Annotated in this window: 21 protein-coding genes; 8 read left to right on the top strand and 13 right to left on the bottom strand. The window is 67.7% G+C overall.

Annotated elements, in window-relative coordinates:
* Together VAE53_RS11620 and VAE53_RS11615 are read right to left on the bottom strand one after the other, a co-directional pair.
* On the bottom strand, positions 1-1203 hold a 1203-nt coding region (locus VAE53_RS11620; RefSeq protein ID WP_322819530.1), incomplete at its 3' end, for a hypothetical protein.
* Positions 1204-1320: 117 nt separating this feature from the next.
* Positions 1321-2937, bottom strand: a complete 1617-nt coding sequence (locus VAE53_RS11615) for a carboxyl transferase domain-containing protein (protein ID WP_322819529.1) — start codon at positions 2935-2937, stop codon at positions 1321-1323.
* 130 nt (positions 2938-3067) lie between these two features.
* Here VAE53_RS11615 and dcd point away from each other — a divergent pair, with 130 nt between their 5' ends.
* Positions 3068-3637, top strand: coding sequence for a dCTP deaminase (dcd, locus tag VAE53_RS11610; protein WP_369294051.1), 570 nt, complete (start codon positions 3068-3070; stop codon positions 3635-3637).
* A 9-nt stretch (positions 3638-3646) separates the two neighbouring features.
* On the opposite strand, the gene VAE53_RS11605 is transcribed toward dcd, so the two are convergent.
* On the bottom strand, positions 3647-5038 hold the full coding sequence (locus tag VAE53_RS11605) for an MBL fold metallo-hydrolase (protein WP_322819527.1): 1392 nt from the start codon (positions 5036-5038) through the stop codon (positions 3647-3649).
* A gap of 4 nt (positions 5039-5042) precedes the next feature.
* Complete coding sequence (locus tag VAE53_RS11600; RefSeq protein WP_322819526.1) at positions 5043-5738, bottom strand: MBL fold metallo-hydrolase; 696 nt, start codon at positions 5736-5738, stop codon at positions 5043-5045.
* A 68-nt stretch (positions 5739-5806) separates the two neighbouring features.
* On the opposite strand from VAE53_RS11600, the gene VAE53_RS11595 reads away from it, so the two are divergent.
* On the top strand, positions 5807-6535 hold the full coding sequence (locus tag VAE53_RS11595) for a sulfite exporter TauE/SafE family protein (RefSeq protein WP_322819525.1): 729 nt from the start codon (positions 5807-5809) through the stop codon (positions 6533-6535).
* Positions 6536-6607: 72 nt separating this feature from the next.
* Positions 6608-7807 (top strand): CoA transferase, encoded by a 1200-nt coding sequence (locus VAE53_RS11590; RefSeq protein ID WP_322819524.1) that lies wholly within the window; start codon positions 6608-6610, stop codon positions 7805-7807.
* A 4-nt stretch (positions 7808-7811) separates the two neighbouring features.
* On the opposite strand, the gene VAE53_RS11585 is transcribed toward VAE53_RS11590, so the two are convergent.
* Positions 7812-9032, bottom strand: coding sequence for an MFS transporter (locus tag VAE53_RS11585; RefSeq protein ID WP_322819523.1), 1221 nt, complete (start codon positions 9030-9032; stop codon positions 7812-7814).
* Positions 9033-9109: 77 nt separating this feature from the next.
* On the opposite strand from VAE53_RS11585, the gene VAE53_RS11580 reads away from it, so the two are divergent.
* The 4 genes from VAE53_RS11580 to secF are packed head-to-tail and all read left to right on the top strand — an operon-like array spanning position 9110 to position 12750.
* On the top strand, positions 9110-10012 hold the full coding sequence (locus VAE53_RS11580) for an HD domain-containing protein (protein WP_322819522.1): 903 nt from the start codon (positions 9110-9112) through the stop codon (positions 10010-10012).
* Between the two features lie 13 nt (positions 10013-10025).
* A complete protein-coding gene (yajC, locus tag VAE53_RS11575; protein ID WP_322819521.1) occupies positions 10026-10376 on the top strand; it encodes a preprotein translocase subunit YajC in 351 nt (116 codons plus the stop codon).
* Entirely contained in the window at positions 10369-11772 is a 1404-nt protein-coding gene (secD, locus tag VAE53_RS11570) for a protein translocase subunit SecD (RefSeq protein ID WP_322819520.1), read from the top strand. The genes yajC and secD overlap by 8 nt, the downstream gene beginning before the upstream one ends.
* Before the next feature lie 3 nt (positions 11773-11775).
* A complete protein-coding gene (gene secF / locus VAE53_RS11565; protein WP_322819519.1) occupies positions 11776-12750 on the top strand; it encodes a protein translocase subunit SecF in 975 nt (324 codons plus the stop codon).
* Positions 12751-12762: 12 nt separating this feature from the next.
* Here secF and hemW read toward each other — a convergent pair whose 3' ends face one another.
* The 8 genes from hemW to VAE53_RS11525 are packed head-to-tail and all read right to left on the bottom strand — an operon-like array spanning position 12763 to position 18381.
* Entirely contained in the window at positions 12763-13968 is a 1206-nt protein-coding gene (hemW, locus tag VAE53_RS11560) for a radical SAM family heme chaperone HemW (RefSeq protein ID WP_322819518.1), read from the bottom strand.
* Positions 13965-14663: a glycerophosphodiester phosphodiesterase gene (locus VAE53_RS11555; RefSeq protein ID WP_322819517.1), complete on the bottom strand. Its 699-nt coding sequence runs from the start codon at positions 14661-14663 to the stop codon at positions 13965-13967. Before VAE53_RS11555 ends, hemW begins: the two co-directional genes overlap by 4 nt.
* A complete protein-coding gene (locus VAE53_RS11550) occupies positions 14660-15436 on the bottom strand; it encodes a Crp/Fnr family transcriptional regulator (RefSeq protein ID WP_322819516.1) in 777 nt (258 codons plus the stop codon). Before VAE53_RS11550 ends, VAE53_RS11555 begins: the two co-directional genes overlap by 4 nt.
* Positions 15433-16269: a transglutaminase-like domain-containing protein gene (locus tag VAE53_RS11545; protein WP_322819515.1), complete on the bottom strand. Its 837-nt coding sequence runs from the start codon at positions 16267-16269 to the stop codon at positions 15433-15435. Before VAE53_RS11545 ends, VAE53_RS11550 begins: the two co-directional genes overlap by 4 nt.
* 46 nt (positions 16270-16315) lie before the next feature.
* Positions 16316-17068, bottom strand: a complete 753-nt coding sequence (locus VAE53_RS11540; protein ID WP_322819514.1) for an ATP-binding cassette domain-containing protein — start codon at positions 17066-17068, stop codon at positions 16316-16318.
* Complete coding sequence (cbiQ, locus tag VAE53_RS11535; RefSeq protein ID WP_322819513.1) at positions 17065-17967, bottom strand: cobalt ECF transporter T component CbiQ; 903 nt, start codon at positions 17965-17967, stop codon at positions 17065-17067. Before cbiQ ends, VAE53_RS11540 begins: the two co-directional genes overlap by 4 nt.
* Positions 17856-18188: a PDGLE domain-containing protein gene (locus VAE53_RS11530; protein WP_322819512.1), complete on the bottom strand. Its 333-nt coding sequence runs from the start codon at positions 18186-18188 to the stop codon at positions 17856-17858. Before VAE53_RS11530 ends, cbiQ begins: the two co-directional genes overlap by 112 nt.
* Before the next feature lie 13 nt (positions 18189-18201).
* Positions 18202-18381 carry an energy-coupling factor ABC transporter permease gene (locus tag VAE53_RS11525; RefSeq protein ID WP_322819531.1) on the bottom strand — a complete coding sequence of 60 codons (180 nt, stop codon included), beginning with the start codon at positions 18379-18381 and terminating at the stop codon, positions 18202-18204.
* Here VAE53_RS11525 and VAE53_RS11520 point away from each other — a divergent pair.
* A partial coding sequence (locus VAE53_RS11520) for a hypothetical protein (protein WP_322819511.1) occupies positions 18317-18781 on the top strand: 465 nt, incomplete at its 3' end. The two genes, VAE53_RS11525 and VAE53_RS11520, sit on opposite strands and share 65 nt — an antisense overlap.

Genomic DNA, 18781 nt, shown 5'->3' with positions numbered 1-18781 from the left:
GGCGATGGTGTAGCCTGCGGGCGGCTGCGGGGCGCGGAATCCGAGGGCGCGGAGGTCGGTTTCGGAGAGAGTGCGGATTTGGACGAAGCAGGCGTCGTTGAACGCCGGGTCGAGCGCTCGGGCGATGTCGCGGACGGGGGTGGTGGCTGGGGTTTTGGGTCCGGGGTAGAGCCACACGTTGTATTGAATCTGGCCGTTGACCCAGCTCGCGGAGTATCGGTCGATGTAGCCTGGGGCGGGTGTCACGCCGACGGTGGTTGGCATTCCATTGACGGAGATGCCGATGGAGCTACCGTCGTCGGCTGACCAGGTGGCGTAAAGTCCGAAGCCGTCGGTGGGCTTGACGGTGGTATCGCAGGGGCCAGCGGGCGGCCGGAAGGCGGCGACGTGGGTTTCCTGGAGGGTGAATTCGCTCGGGATTGCGGGTCGGGGGTCGCCGACGCCGTAGGTGGCGAGGTCGTTCCAGTCGCCATCGGCGAGGGTCCAGAAGCACTGTTGGTCGAAGCCGGGCACGATCTGAGCGATGAATTCGCGAAGGACTTCGCCGGCGCGCGGGTGGGGGCCGCGAGGAGAGGGGAGGCGTGGGTCGAGCGGCTCGACGGCAAAGGCATAGATGGAGACGGTGAAGGCTTGGCTCCCTTCGGCGAAGGTAGCACCGTCGGGCCGGAGGACTGGCGCGACAGGCTGGGTAGTGGGCGATTGGGTGAGTTGGATATCGAGGCCGGTGGCGGTGTGGCGCCAGGATGTGGAGAGGACGGGCCGGGCGGGGCCGGTGGGCGTGCCGTCGGGCGCGCAGTCGCTGAAGGCGGACAGGTTGACGCTGGTGAGTTGGAAGCCATCTTTGGGGAGGCGGGGGGTGAGGCCTGCTCCCTGAAGGTCGATGACGGATTGGCCGAGGGTGCCGGAGGGCAAGGGAACGGGGCAGCCGGATGGGCCCCAGTAGGAGGGCTTGGTGGTAGCGGTGGTTTTGTCTTCGGCGGTGGCGCCACCCTGCCCGAACATAGGGATGCCTGGGCGGTTGGGGGCGATGGCGGGCAGGTCGGTTGCGGTGTCGGCCTGGGTGGGCGGCTGGGACGCGCCGCTGGAGTCGTCGATGAATGCGCGGGCGGTGAGGGCACCGGCGGCGAAGAGGGCGCCGGCGGCGATACCGGCGATGGCCCAACCGAGGGGGCCGGAGAATCGGACCGGTGTGTTCGACGGCATGGTTCCTCCTGGTGGGGTGGTTCCGCTGGAGGGGTAGACGTCCGCGTGGCGAGGATCGTTCCCCGGGCTGCTGGTGCCTTTACTCTGAGGTTCGACCAGGAGGGAGGGTACTGACAGCTACATGCGGAAGGTGCCGAAGCGGGTGGGTTCGATGGGGGCGCAGGCGGCGGCCTGGAGGCCGATGGCGAGGACGCGGCGGGTGTCGCGGGGGTCGATGACGCCGTCATCCCAGAGGCGGGCGGTGGAGTAGTAGGGGGAGCCTTCGGCTTCGTAACGGGCGATGGTGGGAGCCTTGAAGGCTTGTTGTTCTTCGGGGGTGAGGGTTTCGCCACGGTCGAGGCGGACCTGGAGGAGGACGGAGGCGGCCTGTTCGCCGCCCATGACGGAGATGCGGGCGTTGGGCCACATCCAGAGTTGGCGGGGGCCGTAGGCCCGGCCGCACATGGCGTAGTTTCCTGCGCCGAAGCTGCCGCCGATGATGACGGTGAATTTGGGGACGGTGGCACAGGCGACAGCGGTGACCATTTTCGCGCCGTCTTTGGCGATGCCGGCGTTTTCGTATTGGCGGCCGACCATGAAGCCGGTGATGTTCTGGAGGAAGACGAGCGGGATGCGGCGGCTGGTGCAGAGTTGGATGAAGTGGGCGCCTTTGAGGGCGGATTCGGAGAAGAGGATGCCGTTGTTGGCGAGGATGCCGACGGGGTGGCCTTCGATGCGGGCGAAGCCGCAGACGAGGGTGGTGCCGTAGCGGGCTTTGAATTCGTGGAAGCGGGAGCCATCGACGATGCGGGCGATGATTTCGCGGACGTCGATGGCGTGGCGGAGGTCGGTGGGGACGATGCCGAGGAGGTCGTCGCTGGGGTAGGCGGGGGGTTCGGGTTGGGCGAGGGGCCAAGGTGGTGGCGGCGGGGGTGGGAGGGTGCTGACGATGTCGCGGACGATGCGGAGGGCGTGGTGGTCGTCGTTGGCGAGGTGGTCGGCGACGCCGGAGATGCGGGTGTGGACGTCGGCGCCGCCGAGTTCTTCGGGGGTGGTGACTTCTCCGGTGGCAGCTCGGACGAGTGGTGGGCCGCCGAGGAAGATGGTGCCGGTGCCGCGGACGATGACGGTTTCGTCGCTCATGGCGGGGACGTAGGCGCCACCGGCGGTGCAGGAGCCCATGACGGCGGCGATTTGGGGGATGCCGAGGGCGCTCATGCGCGCTTGGTTGTAGAAGATGCGGCCGAAGTGGTGTTTATCGGGGAAGACGTCGTGTTGGAGTGGGAGGAAGGCGCCGCCGGAATCGACGAGGTAGATGCAGGGGAGGTGGTTCTCTTGGGCGATTTCTTGGGCACGGAGGTGTTTTTTGACGGTGAGGGGGTAGTAGGTGCCGCCCTTGACGGTGGCGTCGTTGGCGATGATGACGCAGGGGCGGCCGGCGACGAGGCCGATGCCGGTGACGATGCCGGCGGATGGGACGTCGTCGTCGTAGACGCCATCGGCGGCGAGGGGGCTGAGTTCGAGGAAGGTGGTTGCGGGGTCGAGGAGGAGCTGGATCCGTTCGCGGGCGAGGAGTTTGCCGCGGGAGCGGTGGCGTTCGATGGCGGCGGGGTCGCTGCCGGCAGCGACGCGATGGAGGCGAGCGCGGAGGTCGGCGAGGAGGGCGGTGTTGTGGGTGGTGTTGGCGCGGCTGGTTTCGCTGGCGGGGTCGTAGCGGGATTCGAGGCGGGGGAGTTGGTGGGCGAAGGGGTCCATCGGGGCTCGTGGGCGCGAGGTTTGTCGGGAGCTTACCGCGGTGGGGAAGCGGGGGACAGTTGGGGCGCGGGGGCAGGAACGGAAGCGAGCGGCGCCCTAGACTGGGGCAAACGTGGCCGGGGGCAAGGAGATGGTCCTCAGCGATCGGACGATTCGGCGCGAAATTGCGGCGGGGAACATCGAGATCGAACCGCTGGGGGAGGGTGCTATCCAGCCCGCGAGTGTGGACTTGCGGTTGGGGCGCCTGTTTCGGGTGTTCCGGAATTCGCGGGTGCCGTTCATCGATGTGAAGCAGGAATATCCGGACCTGACGGAGCTGGTGGAGGCGACGGAGGAGCAACCGTTCATTCTGCATCCGGGGGAGTTCGCGCTGGCGGTGACGCTGGAGCGGGTGCGGCTGCCGGACTTCATCGTGGGGCGGTTGGAGGGGAAGTCGTCGCTGGGGCGGTTGGGGTTGCTGGTGCATTCGACGGCGGGGTATGTGGACCCGGGTTGGAACGGGGCGCTGACGTTGGAGCTCTCGAATGTGGCGAATCTGCCGATCACGCTCTACCCGGGGATGAAGGTTTCGCAGCTTTCGTTTCTTCGACTGACGGAGCCGGCGGAGCATCCGTACGGTTCGAAGGAGGCGGGGAGCAAGTACCAGGGCCAGGAGGGCCCGACGCCGAGCCGCTACTATTTGAATTTCCGGGGTGGGTGAGGGCGGCGGTCATTCGAGGGGGAAGGACTGGCCAAGGGCTGGGATGACGATCTCGCTGGGGACTCGGGTCCTGAGGGCGGCGGCGAGGGCTTCGGCGGCGGGGGGTTCGCCGTGGACGAGGAAGATGCGTTTCGGGGGTTGGTGGGCAGTTTCGACCCAGCGCAGGAGTTCGTCGCGGTCGGCGTGGGCGGAGAGTCCGTGGATGCAGGTGACTCGGGCGCGAATGTCGATGTCGATGCCGAAGACGCGCAGGGTGGTGGCGCCATCGATGAGGGCGCGGCCGCGGGTGCCGGCGGCTTGGTAGCCGACGAGGCAGATGAGGTTGCGGGGGTCGGGTGCGAGGCGCTGGAGGTGGTGGAGGACGCGGCCGCCGGTGAGCATGCCGCTGGCGGCGATGATGATGCGCGGGCCGGGGAGGTTGTTGAGTTTTTTGGAGTCTTCGATGGTGCGGTGGAAGCGGACGTTGCGCGGGAAGAGGGCGCCGGGGCTGGTATGGGGGATGGCGCGGTCGAGGTATTCGCTCTCGAGGTAGCGGTCGTAGAGGTGGGTGACGTCGTTGGCCATGGGTGAATCGATGTGGATCGGGATCTCGGGGAAGCGGCCGGTTTCGATGGCGACGCGGAGGTGGTGGGTGACGAGCTGGGCGCGGGCGACGGCGAAGGCGGGGATGAGGACGGTGCCGCCGCGTTCGAGGGTGGGGAGGAGTTCTTGGCGGAGCTGGGCGATGATGGATTCGTGGGGGTGGGTGCGGTCGCCGTAGGTGGTTTCGAGGACGAGGGTGTCGCAAGGGGGGAGGGGGACGGGGTCGGTGTGGATGGGCTGATGGTAGCGGCCGAGGTCGCCGCTGATGACGATGAGGTGGGCGTTATCGGGCCGGAGGGGTACTTCGAGGTGGACGAAGGCGGAGCCGAGGATGTGGCCGGCGTTGCGGAAGGTGGCGCGGAAGGTGCCGACGTCGAAGCGTTCGCCGTAGGGCCGGGTGCGGAGGTACTGGATGGTGCGGAGGGCGTCGCCGACGGTGAAGAGGGGGAGCGCGGGGTGGTGCTTGCTGAAGCCTTTCCGGTTGGCGAAGGCGGCGTCTTCTTCTTGGATTTGGGCGGCGTCGAGGAGGAGGATGCGGGTGAGCTCGGCGGTGGCGGGTGTGGCGTAGATGGGGCCGCGGTAGCCGAGGCGGACGAGGCGGGGGAGGTAGCCGCTGTGGTCGATGTGGGCGTGGGTGAGCAGGATGGCGCGGGGGGTGCGTGGGTGGAAGCCGGGGCCCTGCCAGTTTTGGAGGCGGAGGGCTTCGAGGCCTTGGAAGAGGCCGCAATCGACGAGGACGGCGTCGTCGGGGGTGGCGAGGAGGAAGCGGGAGCCGGTTACGGTGCCGGCGCCGCCATGGAAGGTGAGGGTGGCGGTCACCCGGTTACTGCTGGAGCCAGCTGGTGGCGGGATCTTGGCGTCGGCGGAGCCATTCGAGGACGAAGGGGTTGTGCTGCTTTTCGAAGCCGATGGTGGTCTCTTGCATGTGGCCGGGGAGGACGATGGTGTCGTCGGGAAGGAGGAGGAGTTGTTCGCAGATGGAGCGCATTTCTTGTTCGAAGTTGCCGCCGGGGAGGTCGGTTCGGCCGATGGAGCCGCGGAAGAGGGTATCGCCGCTGAAGAGCATGCCTTCTTCGGCGTAGTAGGAGACGGAGCCGGGGGTGTGGCCGGGGGTGGCGATGGTGTGGAGGCGGAGGCCATCGACTTCGACGATGTCGCCGTGGGTGACGAAGGCGTCGGGGTCGGGCGGGCCTTTTTCGATGGGGATTCCGAAGCGGGCGGCGATGGCTTTCCAGCCGTGGCGGAGGAGGTCGAGGTCGGCGTGGTGGAGGAGGAATTTGGCGCCGGTGGCGGCGTGGACTCCGGCGACGCCCATGACGTGGTCGACGTGGGCGTGGGAGTTGGCGATGTACTTGATGCGGACGCCCATGTCGCGAGCGAGCGCGAGGATTTCTTCGGGCTCGTCGCCCGGGTCGATGCAGATGGCTTCGCCGGTGCGGCGGTTTCCGATGATCCAGCAGTTTTCCTGGAACACGCCGACGACGATGCCGCGGACCATGAGTTCGTTGGCTACTTCCATGGGTGTAGGGTACTGCGGCGGCGGCCGATTTGCGTTGGCTGGATTCGGGAGGCGTGCGATAAGGGGGTGTGGACTGGGCGACGGCGGCGATCGTGATGGGTTTGGCGGGGACTGCCTCGCTGATCCAGGCGCTTTCGGGGTTTGGCTTTTCGCTGTTCATCGTGCCTTTTCTGGCGATGGTGATCGGGCCGAAGGAGACGGTGGCGTTGGCGAATCTCTTGGGGACGGCGGTGGGCCTGACGCAGTTGCGGGCGGTGGGCCGGGCGGCGGAGCGGCGGACGACGGCGCGGATGGCGGTTGGATGCTATGTGGGGATGCCGCTGGGGTTGGCGGTGTTGTTGGTGGCGGAGCCGCGGGTGCTGCAGGCGGGCATCGCGGTGGTGGTGTTGGCGTTCACGGGGGTGCTGGCGCGTGGCTGGCAGATTCGGGGGAGTGGCCCGGGGTGGGATTTGGGCACGGGCTTCGTGAGCGGGATTCTGAATACGTCGACGAGTATGTCGGGGCCGCCGGTGGTGTTGTATCTGCAGGGGCGGCGCTTGGCGCCGTTGGCGTTTCGGGGGACGACGACGGTGTATTTTCTGGTGACGTCGGGCGGGGCAGCGGCGATGCTGTTGGCTTCGGGGACGCTGACGCTGCACACGGCGGTGCTGGCGGCGGCGGCGTTTCCTGCGAGCCAGGCGGGGCGGCTAGCGGGCAATCGGTTGTTCACGCGGTTCGACGAGCGACGGTTTCGGCTTTTGGTGTTCGGCGTGCTGACGCTGAGCGCGCTTTCGGCGTTGGTGAATGCGCTGGTGTAAGGGGTTCGCTCGCTGCGGGGGTGTGGATAGAATCCTGTGGCGTGGTACGACGCTGGTGGAGGGCACGTTCGGATGGCTGGTCCGTTGGATGGTATTCGGGTGGTGGAGATGGGGGTCTGGGTCGCTGGGCCTTCGTGCGCGGCGATTCTGGCCGATTGGGGGGCGGATGTGGTGAAGCTGGAGCCGCTGGAGGGTGATCCGTTTCGAGGTTTGGGGGCGGCGTTCGGAGCGGTGATGAATCCGCCGTTCGAGCTGGACAACCGTGGCAAGCGGAGTGTGGCGGTGAATCTGGAGACGGACGAGGGGCGGGCGGTGGCGGATGCGCTGATCGACCGGGCGGATGTGTTCGTGACGAACATGCGCCCGCGGGCGCTGGAGCGCTTGGGCATGGGGTACGAGCGGTTGGCGGGGCGGAATCCGGGGCTCGTTTACTGTCAGGTGACGGGCTATGGGCCGGATTCGCCGGAGGCGAACCGGGCCGCCTACGACGTGGGGGCGTTCTGGTCGCGGGCGGGGGTTGTCGCAGGGTTGACGCCCGAGGGTGCGGAACCGCCGTTGCAGCGGGGCGGGATGGGGGATCACATGACGGGCGCGAACGCGGCGGGTGCGGTGGCGGCTGCGCTTTTTGCGCGGACGCGAACGGGGAGGGGGCAGCGGGTGGCGGTCTCGCTGACGCGCATCGGGGTGTACATGATGGGGTGGGATACGAATACGCAGCTGCGGGCGAAGCTGCCGCCGACGCCGCCGCACGATCGGCGCCACGCGCCGAATCCGCTGATCAATCCGTACCGCGATGCTGCTGGGCGGTGGTTCTACTTGCTTTTGTTGCAGGGCGACCGGCATTGGCCGGATTTGTTGCGGGCGTTGGGGAATCCGCCGGAGTTGGTGGACGATCCGCGGTTCGCGGACATTCTGGGGCGGCGGGACCATGCCCCGGCGCTGGTGGCGGCGTTGGACCGCATTTTGGCGACGAGGACGCTGGCGGAGTGGGGGCCGATTTTCGATGCGAACGATGTGTGGTGGGCGCCGATCCTGGGTGTGGCGGAGGTGGTGGAGGACCCGGTGGTGAGGGCGGCTGGGGCGTTCGTGGAGGTGGAATCGCCGGACGGGGTAGTGGAGCAGGTGAACACGCCGGTGGATTTTTACGGGACGCCGGCTGGGCCCCGGGGATGGGCGCCGGAGCTGGGGCAGCACACGGAGGAGGTGTTGTTGGAGCTGGGCTACGACTGGGAGGGGATTGCGGCGCTGAAGGAGCGCGGGGCGATTCTCTAGGCGCTCAGGTGCTGGACTCGGATGCGGAGGCGGGACGGTGGCGGTGGAGCGGTTCGGGGACGAGGAAGGCGAGGATGGCGGCGCCAGCGAGGCCGATGCCGCCGGTGGCGACGGCTGCGGCAGCGAGCGAGCCGATGCCGATGATGGCGCTGACGAGGAGGGGCCCGCCGGCGGTGCCGAGGTCGGTAACGAGCCGCCAAGCGCCGAGGAATTCGCCGCGACCGGCGGTCGGGGAGAAGTCGGAGCCGAGGGTCATGTTGATGCCGCTGCCGAGGCCGTTGCCGAAGGAGACGAGGAGGCTGGCGGCGAGGAGTGCGGGGTAGGAGTCGGCGAGGGGGACGAGGAACATGCCGAAGGCCATGAACAGGAGGCAGGGGACTCCGGCGAATTTTCGCCCCCAACGGTCCATGACGATGCCGACGGGGTAGAAGAGGGTCATGTCGAGGGCTGAGGAGAGGCCGAAGATGATGGAGACCTGGGCGGCATCGAGCCCGATGCGGTCGCCCCAGAGGGGGATGATGGCCTGGCGGCTGGAGCGGAGGACTTGGATGGCGAGGGAGGCGAGGCCGGCGGTAGCGAAGATGGCGGCGTGGGTGCGGAGGACGTGGCCGACGGGGTGGTGGCCGGCGGTGGTGGACTCGGCGGCTGGGGTATCGCGCACGACGGCGAGTATGAGGGCGGCGGCGCCGAGGGCGAGGGTGGCTTGGAGGTAGAAGGCGGCGTCGGTTCCGACGATGGTGGCGGCGGCGGCGCCGAGGAAGGGGCCGGCGAAGTTGCCGATGCGGTTGGAGCCGCCGATGAGCGAGAGGACGCGTCCGCGTTGGTCGAGGGGGGTGATATCGGTGGCGTAGTCGAGGCGGGCGAGCATCCAGATGGCCCAGGTGCAGCCCATGGCGAAGACGAGCGGGGCGAGGAGGAGGGGGTTCGGGGCGAGGGCGATGCCGATGGCGACGACGGCAAGGACGCCGGCGGCGATGAGCATGGTCCAACGTTCGCCGAGGCGGGAGACCATGATGCCGGCGGGGATGTCGAAGGCCATGGTGCCGATGCCGCGGAGGGCGACGAGGAGGCCAGCGAAGGCAGGGGAGGCACCGAGTTCGATGGCGTAGAGGGGCATGACGGGAATGACGGCGCCCTGTCCGATGGCGAAGAGGAAGGTGGGCAGGTAGACGGAAACGACGAGGGAGCGGATCCGGAACGAGGGAGGGCTGACGTTTCCGTTCACGTGAGCATGGTAGGGGGAGGTGGGCGGCGGAGCGAGCTGACGGCGGGGGGCACGGGGGTGGGGTACGCTGTGTGGGCATGGAGCTGCAGGATTTGATCGAGGTGCTCTGCGGGGCGGATGCAGGTGTCCGGCTGCGGGAGCTGGACGGCGAGGGGGAGCTGACGCGGCTCTTGCCGGAGCTGGAGGCGGGGCGGGGGTTCGCGCAGCCGGCGCTGCATGCGTTCGATGTGCTGGGGCACAGTCTGGCGGCGGTGGAGGCGGTGGATGCGGTGTTGGGGGAGGGTGAGGCAGGGGTGGCGTTTCGGGCGGCGATCGATTGGGTGGACTTCGGCGGGTGGTTGGCGCGGTCGGTGGGAGGGGTGCCGGTGGCGGCCCTGGTGCGGCTGGGTGCGCTGCTCCACGATGTGGCGAAGCCGCCGACGGCGACGATGCTGGAGGGGCGGCTGCGGTTTCCGCGGCATGGTCCGGTGGGGGCTGAGATGATGGCCGTGCGGCTGCCGGCGATGGGGCTGGATGGCGAGGCGGCGGCCTTCGTGACTCGGCTCGTTCGCTATCACTTGCGGCCGGCGGAGCTGGTGCGCAATGGCCCGGCTTCGGACCGCGCGTTCCGGCGCTTTGCGCGTGACCTGGATGGGGAAGTGCTGGCGCTGATGGTGGTGAATCTGGCTGACGGCTGGGCGACGCAGGGGCCGCGATACACGCGGGAGCACTTCGGCCGGCACTGTGCGTTCGTGAATTATGTGTTGGCGCGGGCGTGGGCTGCGACGGCGGGTGACGAGCCGGCGCCGCTGGTGGGGGGTGACGACCTGATGGCGGAGCTGGGGCTTCCTGGTGGACGCTTGCTAGGGGCTGTCCTAACATCGGTTCGCCGCGCCCAACTCGAGGGGCACGTTCGCACGCGGGAGGAGGCGCTCGCGTTGGCACGCGAGGTATCGCGCCAGCCCGGGTTTTGGCAGGATTCGAGACCGGGCGAGGCCTGAGAGGAGTTCGGCCATGGCGGCAATGTGGAGCGTGATTTTCTATACGGGGTTGGCCGTCGCTGCGTTCTATTTCATCCTTTTGCAGCCGGTGCTGAAGGAGAAGAAGGAGCAGCGAAAGGCCGTCGCGCAGTTGAAGATTGGCGATGAGGTGATTACGACGGGCGGGCTGATCGGTGAGGTGAAGGATGTGGTGGTGCCCGCGGAGGGCCCGACGGAAATCATTCTGGAGCTGGCGCCCGGGGTGCGGGTGCGGGCGGTGACGGAGGCGATTTCGCGGCGTTTGAGCACGCTGGAGACAACCGATACGGAAGGGAAGCCCGCGCCCGAGGGGCAGGCGGGCGAGGTGACACACTCGGGTGCGTAGTACCACGACGGTTCTGTTGTTTCTGTTCGTGGTGGCGCTGACGACGTTCAGCGTCATCGTTGTCTGGCCGAGCACGCCTGATCGGTACCTGCCGGGGGATTTCTGGCCTTCGGGGCGGGGCATCAAGATTGGCAGTTTCGAGCGCGAGACGATGCGGCTGGGCCTGGATCTGCGGGGCGGGGTGCGGCTGGTGTTGGAGGCGGATCCGCCGCCGGACTATCAGGGCGATTTGGACCAGGCGCTGGAGAGCGCGAAGCAGGTGGTGGAGCGCCGGGTGAACGCGTTCGGGGTGAGCGAGGCGGAGATCACGCGTGCGAGCGGGAATCGGCTGAGCGTGCAGGTGCCGGGGATTTCGCTGACGGAGGCGCAGGACCTGATCGGGAAGACGGCCTCGCTGGAGTTCATGGTTTACGACGACGGTGGGAATTTGGTTCCGGCGACGGGGGTGGTGAACGGCCAGACGTTGCAGATGACCGGGGCGTATTTGAAGAACAATACGTTTCCTTCCCGGCTGGGGACGACGTTCGCGGTGAATTTCGAGACGACGGGGGTCGGCGCGCAGCTGATGGAACAAATCACGACGCGGGCGCTGCAATACCCTTCGGGGGATCCGCGGCGGCTGCTGGTGGTGATGCTGGACGGGCAGATCCTGAGCCAGGCGGAGGTCCAGGCGGTGATTCGCGACCGTGGGCAGATCACGGGGCAGCCCACGTTCAGCGAGGCGAACACACTTTCGAAGCAGTTGAACGCGGGCGCGTTGCCGATTCCGCTGCGCACGGTGCAGGCGAGCGAGGTGAGCGCGACGTTGGGCGAGGATTCGGTCCTTGCGTCGGTGAAGGCGGGGCTCGTGGGGATGGCGGCGGTGATGCTGTTCATGGTGCTGTACTACCGGCTTCCGGGCCTGCTGGCGTCGGCTGCGCTGGTGGTGTACACGTCGGTGACGTTGATGATTTTCAAGCTGGTGCCGGTGACGCTGACGCTTTCGGGGATTGCGGCGTTCGTGCTCTCGGTGGGTATGGCGGTGGATGCGAACGTGTTGATTTTCGAGCGGTTGAAGGAGGAGCTGCGGCGCGGCAGGACGCTGAACGCGGCGATCGATATCGGGTTCCGGCGGGCGTGGCTTTCGATTCGTGATTCGAATGTTTCGACGCTGATTACGTGTGTGATTTTGTACTGGTTCGGGGATCAGTTCGGGGCGGCGCTGGTGAAGGGCTTCGCGCTGACGCTGGCGATCGGTGTGCTGGTGAGTATGTTCTCGGCGATTACGGTGACGCGTACGTTCTTGAAGATGGTGATCGGGACGCCGCTTGCGAAGAGTGGGTTTTTGTTCAATGCGTCGGAGCAGCCGTTGCAGGGGCGGCCGCGGCGGCGTGTTGCCGAGGCGGCGGGGGAGTAGACGATGCTGGATTTCGCTGGCAAGCGGTGGTGGTATCTGGGGTTTTCGGGGATTTTCTTTGTGGCCGCGCTGGTGGCTCTGGCGATGTGGGGGTTGAAGCCGGGTATCGAGTTCACGTCGGGCTCGACGTTCACGGTTCAGTTCCTGGAGCGGAGCGTGACGCAGGCCGAGCTGCGCGGGGCGATGCGCGAGCTCGGTCATCCGGAGGCCCGGGTGCAGGGCTCGGGTGAGAATACGTTCATTGTGCGGACGAACGAGCTGGAGAATGCGCCGAGCCTGACGGCCGGGGCGGGCCCGACGCCGCCGGGGGAGATCGATGACATCGAGCGGGGGCTCCGGGAGCGGTTCGGTGCGCTGGAGCGCAAGGATTTCGCGACGGTTTCGGGTTCGGTTTCTTCGGAGATTGCTCGCTATGCGACGTTCGCGGTGGTTGCGGCGGCGTTCGCGATTTTGATTTACATTTGGCTGGCCTTCCGGCAGTTGCCGAAGCCGTACCGGTATGGTGCGTGTGCGGTGATCGCGCTGGTGCACGATGCGGTGATCGTGATGGGGCTATTCGCGGTGCTGGGCGAGTTCCGCGGGGTGGAGGTGGATACGGCGTTCATTACGGCGATTCTGACGGTAATCGGCTTCTCGGTGCACGACACGATCGTGGTGTTCGACCGAATTCGGGAGATGGTTTCGCACGATCCGTATGTTCCGTTCGAAGAGGCGGTGAACGCGAGCCTGACGGAGACGCTGGCTCGTTCGATCAATACGTCGCTGGTGGTGTTGCTGACGATCGTTTCGATGCTGTTGATTGGCGGCGAGACGATCCGGAACTTTTTGTTGGTGTTGTTGGTGGGGATTGTGGCGGGGACGTATTCGAGCATCGGGGTGGCATCGCAGGTGCTGGTGGCGTGGGAGAACCACGATTTGGCGAGGGCGTGGCGGCGGCTGCGCGGGGGTCGTGCGGAGCTGGCGGCCGAGGCGCCCTGAGGTTCGGCTGGTCTAGCTGGTTGGGCGGATGGGCGTTGGGGCCGGTGGCATGGTGCGCTGGAGGTGGGCGAGGAGGCGTGCGGCGATTTCGCCGTGGAGGAGGCGGCCGGGGCGTGTGAGCCGGACGGTGGGTGCGGTGTGAAGGAGCCCGAGGGCTTGGCATTCTTGGAGCACGGGGCCGACGGTTCGGGCGAGGGGGAGCCGCCAGCGGCGCTGGAATTCGCTCGGGTGGAAGCCTTCGAGGAGTCGGAGCCGGAGGGCGAGCCAGTCGGCGAGCTGGGCGGCGAGTGGGGGGGTGGTGATGCGGGCGAGAGCGGGACGGGGGGTTCGGTTGGCGCGGGCGCGGACGGCCTCGATGTAGGCCTTGGGGTGGGCGACGTTTTCGTACCGTTCGCCGTGGAGGTAGCCGTGGGCGCCGGCGCCGAGGGCAAGGTAGTCGCCATCGGTCCAGTAGGTGCGGTTGTGGCGTGATTGGTGGCCGGGCTTGGCCCAGTTGGAGAGTTCGTATTGCTGAAATCCGGCGTGGGCGAGCAGGTCGGTGGCGGCTTCGTACATGTCGGCGGCGAGGTCGGGGTCGGGCGGTGGTGTTTCGCCGCGTTGGATGCGGCGGGCGAGTGTGGTGCCTTCTTCGATGGTGAGTGCGTAGCAGGAGATGTGGTCGGGGGCGAGGTCGATGGCTGTTTTGAGGCTGGTGAGCCAGTCGGCGAGGGGCTGGCCGGGGAGGCCGTAGATGAGGTCGAGGTTGATGCTGTGGAAGCCGGCGATGCGGGCGGTGCGGAGGGTGGCGGCGGTGGCCTGGGGTGAGTGGATGCGGTCGAGGAAGGTGAGCTCGGTGGTGTGGAAGGATTGGGCGCCGATGGAGAGGCGGGTGACGCCGGCTTGGCGGAGTGCGTGGAGGTGGGCTTCGGTGGTGGTGCCGGGGTTGACTTCGAGGGTGATTTCGGCGTCGGGGGCGATGGGGGCGATTTGGCGGAGGTGGGTGAGGAGCTGGGCGATGTGGTGGGGTGCCATTTCGCCTGGGGTGCCTCCGCCGAATCCGATGGAGGCGATGGTGCGACCGGCGAGGAGGGGTGCGGCGGCAGCGGCTTCGGTGAGGAGGGCTTGGGCGTAGGCGTCTTTGAGGTTGTCCATGCCGGCGTAGGCGTTGAAGTCGCAGTAGCCGCACTTGATGGTGCAGAAGGGGATGTGGACGTAGACGGCGATGGGCTGGGGGTTCATGGGCCGGGTCGGAGGGCGGCGCGGAGCTCGGCGATGCGGTGGGTGGTGATGCCATCGACGCCCCAGTCGGCGAGCTGTTCGGCGCGTTCGATGTCGTCGACGGTCCAGGCGACGATGGCGAGGCCGCGGCTGCGGAGCTCTTGGACGATGGGGCGGGTGAGGAGTGCGTGGCGGCAGGAGATGCCGCGGGGGAGGGGCTCGCGTTCGGAGACGGCGAGGAAGAGGTCGAGTTTGGCGCGGACGTCGATGGAGTAGAAGAGGTCGATGGTGGGCCTGATGTGGTGGAGGGCGCGAAGGACTGGCCAGGACTGGGAGGAGGCGAGGACGGGTGGATGGTGGGGGAGGTCGTGGAGGAGGTGGTGGAGGGCGTGGGCGGTACGGTTGTGGCCGTTTTTGAGGTCGAGGAAGAGGCCGGTGGAGTTGGCTGAGGCGAGGCGGAGGAGCTCTTCGAGGCCGAAGGGGGTACGGGGCGGGCGCTTGAGGTACCAGGTTTCGATGAGGAAGGGGAGGAAGCGGAGGCGCCGCTCGTGGCGGGCTTCGAAGCGGCCGCGGTGGAGCCAGAGGTCGACTTCGAGGAGGTCGGCGCGGGCGTCGATGGCGAGGCGAGCGGTTTCGGGGCTGTTGCCGGCGCCGTGGGCGATGAGGAGGGGCCGGGGGTACCCCGGTGCGAGGGGATGTTCGGCGGCGAGCGTCACCCTGCCATGGTACTGGGTGCCGGGTTGACGGGGTGTCGGGGGGAGACGGGGACTTCGCCGGCTGCGATGTCGTCGAGGAGGTCTTCGTCGACGATGCGGTAGCCATCGGGGATGGGGGTGATGGCGCCGAGGGTGACGAAACGGGAGAGGAGTGCGGTGACGGTTTCGCGGCTGGTGCCGATGGTTTGGGCGAGCTCTTGGTGGGTGAGGCCGAGGCGGATGACGCCGTCTTCGGCGCGGGCGAGGAGGGTATCGGCGAGGCGGGCGGAGACGGGTTTGGAGACGATGTTGACGAAGGCGCGCTGCATGCCGGCGAGGCGACGGGCCATGAGTTCCATCATGGCGAAGCCGAGTCGGGGGGATTGTTGGAGGAGGTGGGTGAAGTCTTCCCAGGTGATGGAGACGGCGATGGTTTCGTCGATGGCTTGGGCGGTGGCGGTGCGTTCGCCGTCTTCGACGATGGCGATGTCGCCGACGACGTCTCCTTTGCCGGCGACGTCGAGGATGATTTCTTTGCCGTTATCGGCGACTTGGTAGATTTTGACGCGGCCTTTGAGGATGAGGTAGACGCGTTCGGCTGGGTCGCCGGTGGAGAAGATGACTTGGCGGGGCTTGAAGCGGCGTTCGGTGAGGTGGGGGATAAGGCGTTCGAGTTCTTCGTCGGTGAGGACGTTGAGGACGCGGGAGAGCTGCCGGAGGTACCAGGCGATGGAGCGCTGGAGGGCTTTGCGGCCGCGGGGCTGGGTGTGTCGGGTGGTTGGTTCGGTGGTCATCGCGATTCCCCCATGTTGCGATAGCGTAGGCGGAGTTGGTCGAGGAGGCGGATGGCGCCTGGGCTGGCGTTTTTTTCGCTGGCGGTGACGTAGGTTTCGAGGTCGGGGAGGGCCTCTTCGAGGCGGCCGAGGCGGTACCGGAGCATACCGCGTTCGCCGATGAGGGCGACGTTCCATGGTTCGAGGCGGAGCTGGAGTTCGATGGTGTCGTGCCACCGTTGGATGTCGCGGCGGGCGCGGAAGCTGGCGTGGAGGTTGTTGAGCATGCGCTGGAGGATCTGGCGGCGGGTGACGGCGTGGAGGAAGGTCTCGGGCCGAGCGCCGCCGAGGTCGAGGCCGCGGAGCATGGCGAGGAGTTCTTGTTCGTCGAGGCGGGCGCCTTGCTGGAAGGGGTCGAGGTAGGTGTAGTGGCCGGGCTCGCCGTAGCGGACGAGGAAGTGGCCGGGGAAGCCGATGCCATCGGCGGGGAGGCCGATTCGCTGGGCGATTTCGAGGTAGACGATGGAGAGGGTGATGGGGATGCCGGTGCGGCGTTCGACGACGCGATCGAGGTAGGAGTTTTCTGGGTCGTCGTAGTTTTCGAAGCTGCCGCGGAAGCGGGCGACGGTGAAGAGTTGGTGGTCGAGAGCGTGGGCGAGGGTTTGGAGGGAGGGGCGTTGGCCGGCTTCGGCGAGGACGTCTTCGGCGATGAGGTCGAGGGCTCGGGCGGTGCGGTGGGGGTCGGGGTCGTGGCCGCCGAGGCGAGCGATGATCATGGCGGCCGTGAAGAGGTCGACTTCTTCGGGTCGGCCTGCGATGGCAGCTTCGAAGGCGTTGAATTCGGTGGAGTTCACTCTACTTCAGTATACGTTTGGCGGGGCGAAACCCGTCAGTGTGGGGTCAGGGCATTTCGAGGCCGTGGGCTTCGAGGAGGGCGGGATCGGCGAGGAGTTGGGGGGTGGGGCCATCGGCGACGATGCGGCCTTCGTCGAGGATGATGGTGCGGGGGAAGACTTCGGCGACGAGCCGCATGTCGTGGGTGCTGACGAGGAGGGATTGTTCGAGGGTGCGAAGGAGGCCGATGAGTTCGCGGCGTCCGCGGGGGTCGAGGCCGGCGGAGGGCTCGTCGAGGACGAGGAGGCGTGGGGACATGGAGAGGACGGTGGCGAGGGCAGCGCGTTTGCGCTGGCCGATGGAGAGGTGGAAGGGCTGACGTTGTTCGAATCCTGCGAGGCCGACGGCGTGGAGGGCGCGGGCGACGCGCTGGTCGACTTCTTCTTTGGTGAGGCCCATGTGGATGGGGCCGAAGGCGACGTCGTCGTAGACGGTGGGGCTGAAGAGCTGGTCGTCGGGGTCCTGGAAGACGAGGCCGACGAGGGAGCGGATGCGGCCGAGGTTTTCGCGCGTGACGGGGAGGCCATCGATGACGACGCGCCCTTCGGTGGGGAGGTGGATGCCGTTGAGGTGGAGCATGAGGGTGCTTTTGCCGGCGCCGTTGGGGCCGATGAGGGCGACTTTTTCGCCGGGCTGGATGCGGAGGTCGAGCCCGTGGAGGGCCTGATGGCCGTTGGGATAGCGGAAGACGAGGCCTTCGATGTGGACGAGCGGGAGGGTGGTGGCCTCTGGTTGCTGGGAGGGGGCTAGGCTCGTCATGCGCGGGGCACCCAGGTGTGGGCGCTGAGTTCGAAGGCGGCGAGGGCGAGGATGGCTACGGTGAGGAGGAGGAGCTGCGGGCGCGGGAAGGGGCGGTCGTGGAGGTGGCGGAGGTGGCCGGCGTAGCCGCGCGATTGCATGGCGAGGTAGACGCGTTCGGAGCGTTCGTAGGCGCGGATGAAGAGGGCGCCGACCATGTTGCCGACGACGCGTGCCTGCCAGCGCCAGCCGGGGGGCTTGGTGCCGGGTGGGGTGGCGGCGCGGGAGGAGCGGGCGCGCATCATGCGGGTGGCTTCGCCGGTGAGCACAGCGAGATAACGGTACATGAGGGAGACGATGGCGACCATGAGCCTGGGCAGGCGGAGGCGCTCGAGGCCTTCGAGGAGGTCGTGGAACTGGGTGGTGAAGACGAGCAGGGCGGCGGCCTGCACGGAGACCCAGCTTTTGAGGAGGATGGTGGCGAAGGCGACGATGCCTTCGCCGCTGACGGTGAGCTGGAAGAGTTGGAGGTCGATGGTGCCGAGGGGGCGGCCCGGGCGGGTGAAGATGAGCGGGACTGCGGCGAAGGCGAAGGGGAGGGCGATGAAGGCGCCGCGGACCATGCGCGCGGGGCCGATGCGGGCGAGGAGGGAGACGGCGGCGAGGAGGAGCCAAGCGGCGGCGATGGCGAGGAAGGCGCCCTCGGGGAGGAGGCTAACGGTGAGGATAAAGGCGACGACGAGGAGGAATTTGAGGCGCGGATCGGCGCGGTGGATGGGGCTTTGGCGCGGGAGGTAGCGGTCGAGGTTCAGCCGCCGACCCTCCGCTTTTTGGCGGCGCGGGCGGCGGCGCCGAGGCCGATGGTGACGGCGAAGACGATGCCGACGCCGATGAGTCCGGCAAGGACGACGCTGGCCCATTCGTTGTCGACGCCCGGGATGGTGTAGTCGGGCAGCCATTCGTAGGCCGGGTCTTTGGCTTTGTCGACGAATGCTTTGTCTTCGGAGACGCGGTCGAGGCCGTCGGGGTCGGAGGAGGCGGCAGGTGCGAGGAAGACGACGACTAGGGCCGCGACGACGAGCCCGACGATGACCCAGCTCCAGCGCTGGAGGAAGGTGCGGGGTTGGGATGCGTTGGACATGGGCGAGACTCCTTCAGGCGGTGGCTTCGCGGAGTTGGAGGAGGTCGGCGCGGGCTGTCTGGATGAAGGCGAGGGCACCGACGGTGATGATGGCTTCGCCGATGCCGATGAGGACGTGCCAGCCGACCATGGCGACGAGGGCTGTGGTGAGGGAGGTGGTATCGGAGAGGGCGAGCTGGAAGGAGACGACGATGGCGGCGACGACGACGGAGAGCCAGGCGGCGACGGCGGCGGCAGGGAGGCGGCCTTTTTCTTCGCCACCGAGGGCGCCGGCGATGGCGACTGTTCTCGTCCCGCAGATGGGCCTCGACCCGCGTGAGCTGCGGCTCGAAGCGGACCAGCGCCGCGTGCAGCATCTGGCTGACGCTGTCGGTCAGTTCGGCGCTGCCAGGGATGTGATTATCGGTCGTCACATGCACTTGCATGGCGGGACGTTCCTCGGGAGGCTTGGGCGGACAAAGCCCGGCCTGGCGTTCAGCACCGGTCAGCCCCGACCGCGCTGCGGCGGGTGTCACGGGGCCATCCACCAGCCCTCATCCTGCGCTTGCTCATCCTACGCTCAAAAAAGCGTCCGTTTCCAGCCCGGCTCGACC

Origin of the sequence: Tepidiforma sp., from assembly GCF_034432735.1 — a bacterium.
Lineage (GTDB): Bacteria > Chloroflexota > Dehalococcoidia > Tepidiformales > Tepidiformaceae > Tepidiforma.
This window is presented reverse-complemented; position numbering and strand designations above follow the sequence as displayed.

Coding starts and splice junctions, on each gene's coding strand:
- VAE53_RS11615 (WP_322819529.1), bottom strand. CDS start 2,937: ATGGACCCCTTCGCCCACCAACTCCCCCGCCTCGAATCCCGCTACGAC.
- dcd (WP_369294051.1), top strand. CDS start 3,068: ATGGTCCTCAGCGATCGGACGATTCGGCGCGAAATTGCGGCGGGGAAC.
- VAE53_RS11600 (WP_322819526.1), bottom strand. CDS start 5,738: ATGGAAGTAGCCAACGAACTCATGGTCCGCGGCATCGTCGTCGGCGTG.
- VAE53_RS11590 (WP_322819524.1), top strand. CDS start 6,608: ATGGCTGGTCCGTTGGATGGTATTCGGGTGGTGGAGATGGGGGTCTGG.
- VAE53_RS11580 (WP_322819522.1), top strand. CDS start 9,110: ATGGAGCTGCAGGATTTGATCGAGGTGCTCTGCGGGGCGGATGCAGGT.
- yajC (WP_322819521.1), top strand. CDS start 10,026: ATGGCGGCAATGTGGAGCGTGATTTTCTATACGGGGTTGGCCGTCGCT.
- secF (WP_322819519.1), top strand. CDS start 11,776: ATGCTGGATTTCGCTGGCAAGCGGTGGTGGTATCTGGGGTTTTCGGGG.
- hemW (WP_322819518.1), bottom strand. CDS start 13,968: ATGAACCCCCAGCCCATCGCCGTCTACGTCCACATCCCCTTCTGCACC.
- VAE53_RS11550 (WP_322819516.1), bottom strand. CDS start 15,436: ATGACCACCGAACCAACCACCCGACACACCCAGCCCCGCGGCCGCAAA.
- VAE53_RS11540 (WP_322819514.1), bottom strand. CDS start 17,068: ATGACGAGCCTAGCCCCCTCCCAGCAACCAGAGGCCACCACCCTCCCG.
- cbiQ (WP_322819513.1), bottom strand. CDS start 17,967: ATGGGCCAGCGTCGTCCTTGCCGGACTCATCGGCGTCGGCATCGTCTT.
- VAE53_RS11530 (WP_322819512.1), bottom strand. CDS start 18,188: ATGTCCAACGCATCCCAACCCCGCACCTTCCTCCAGCGCTGGAGCTGG.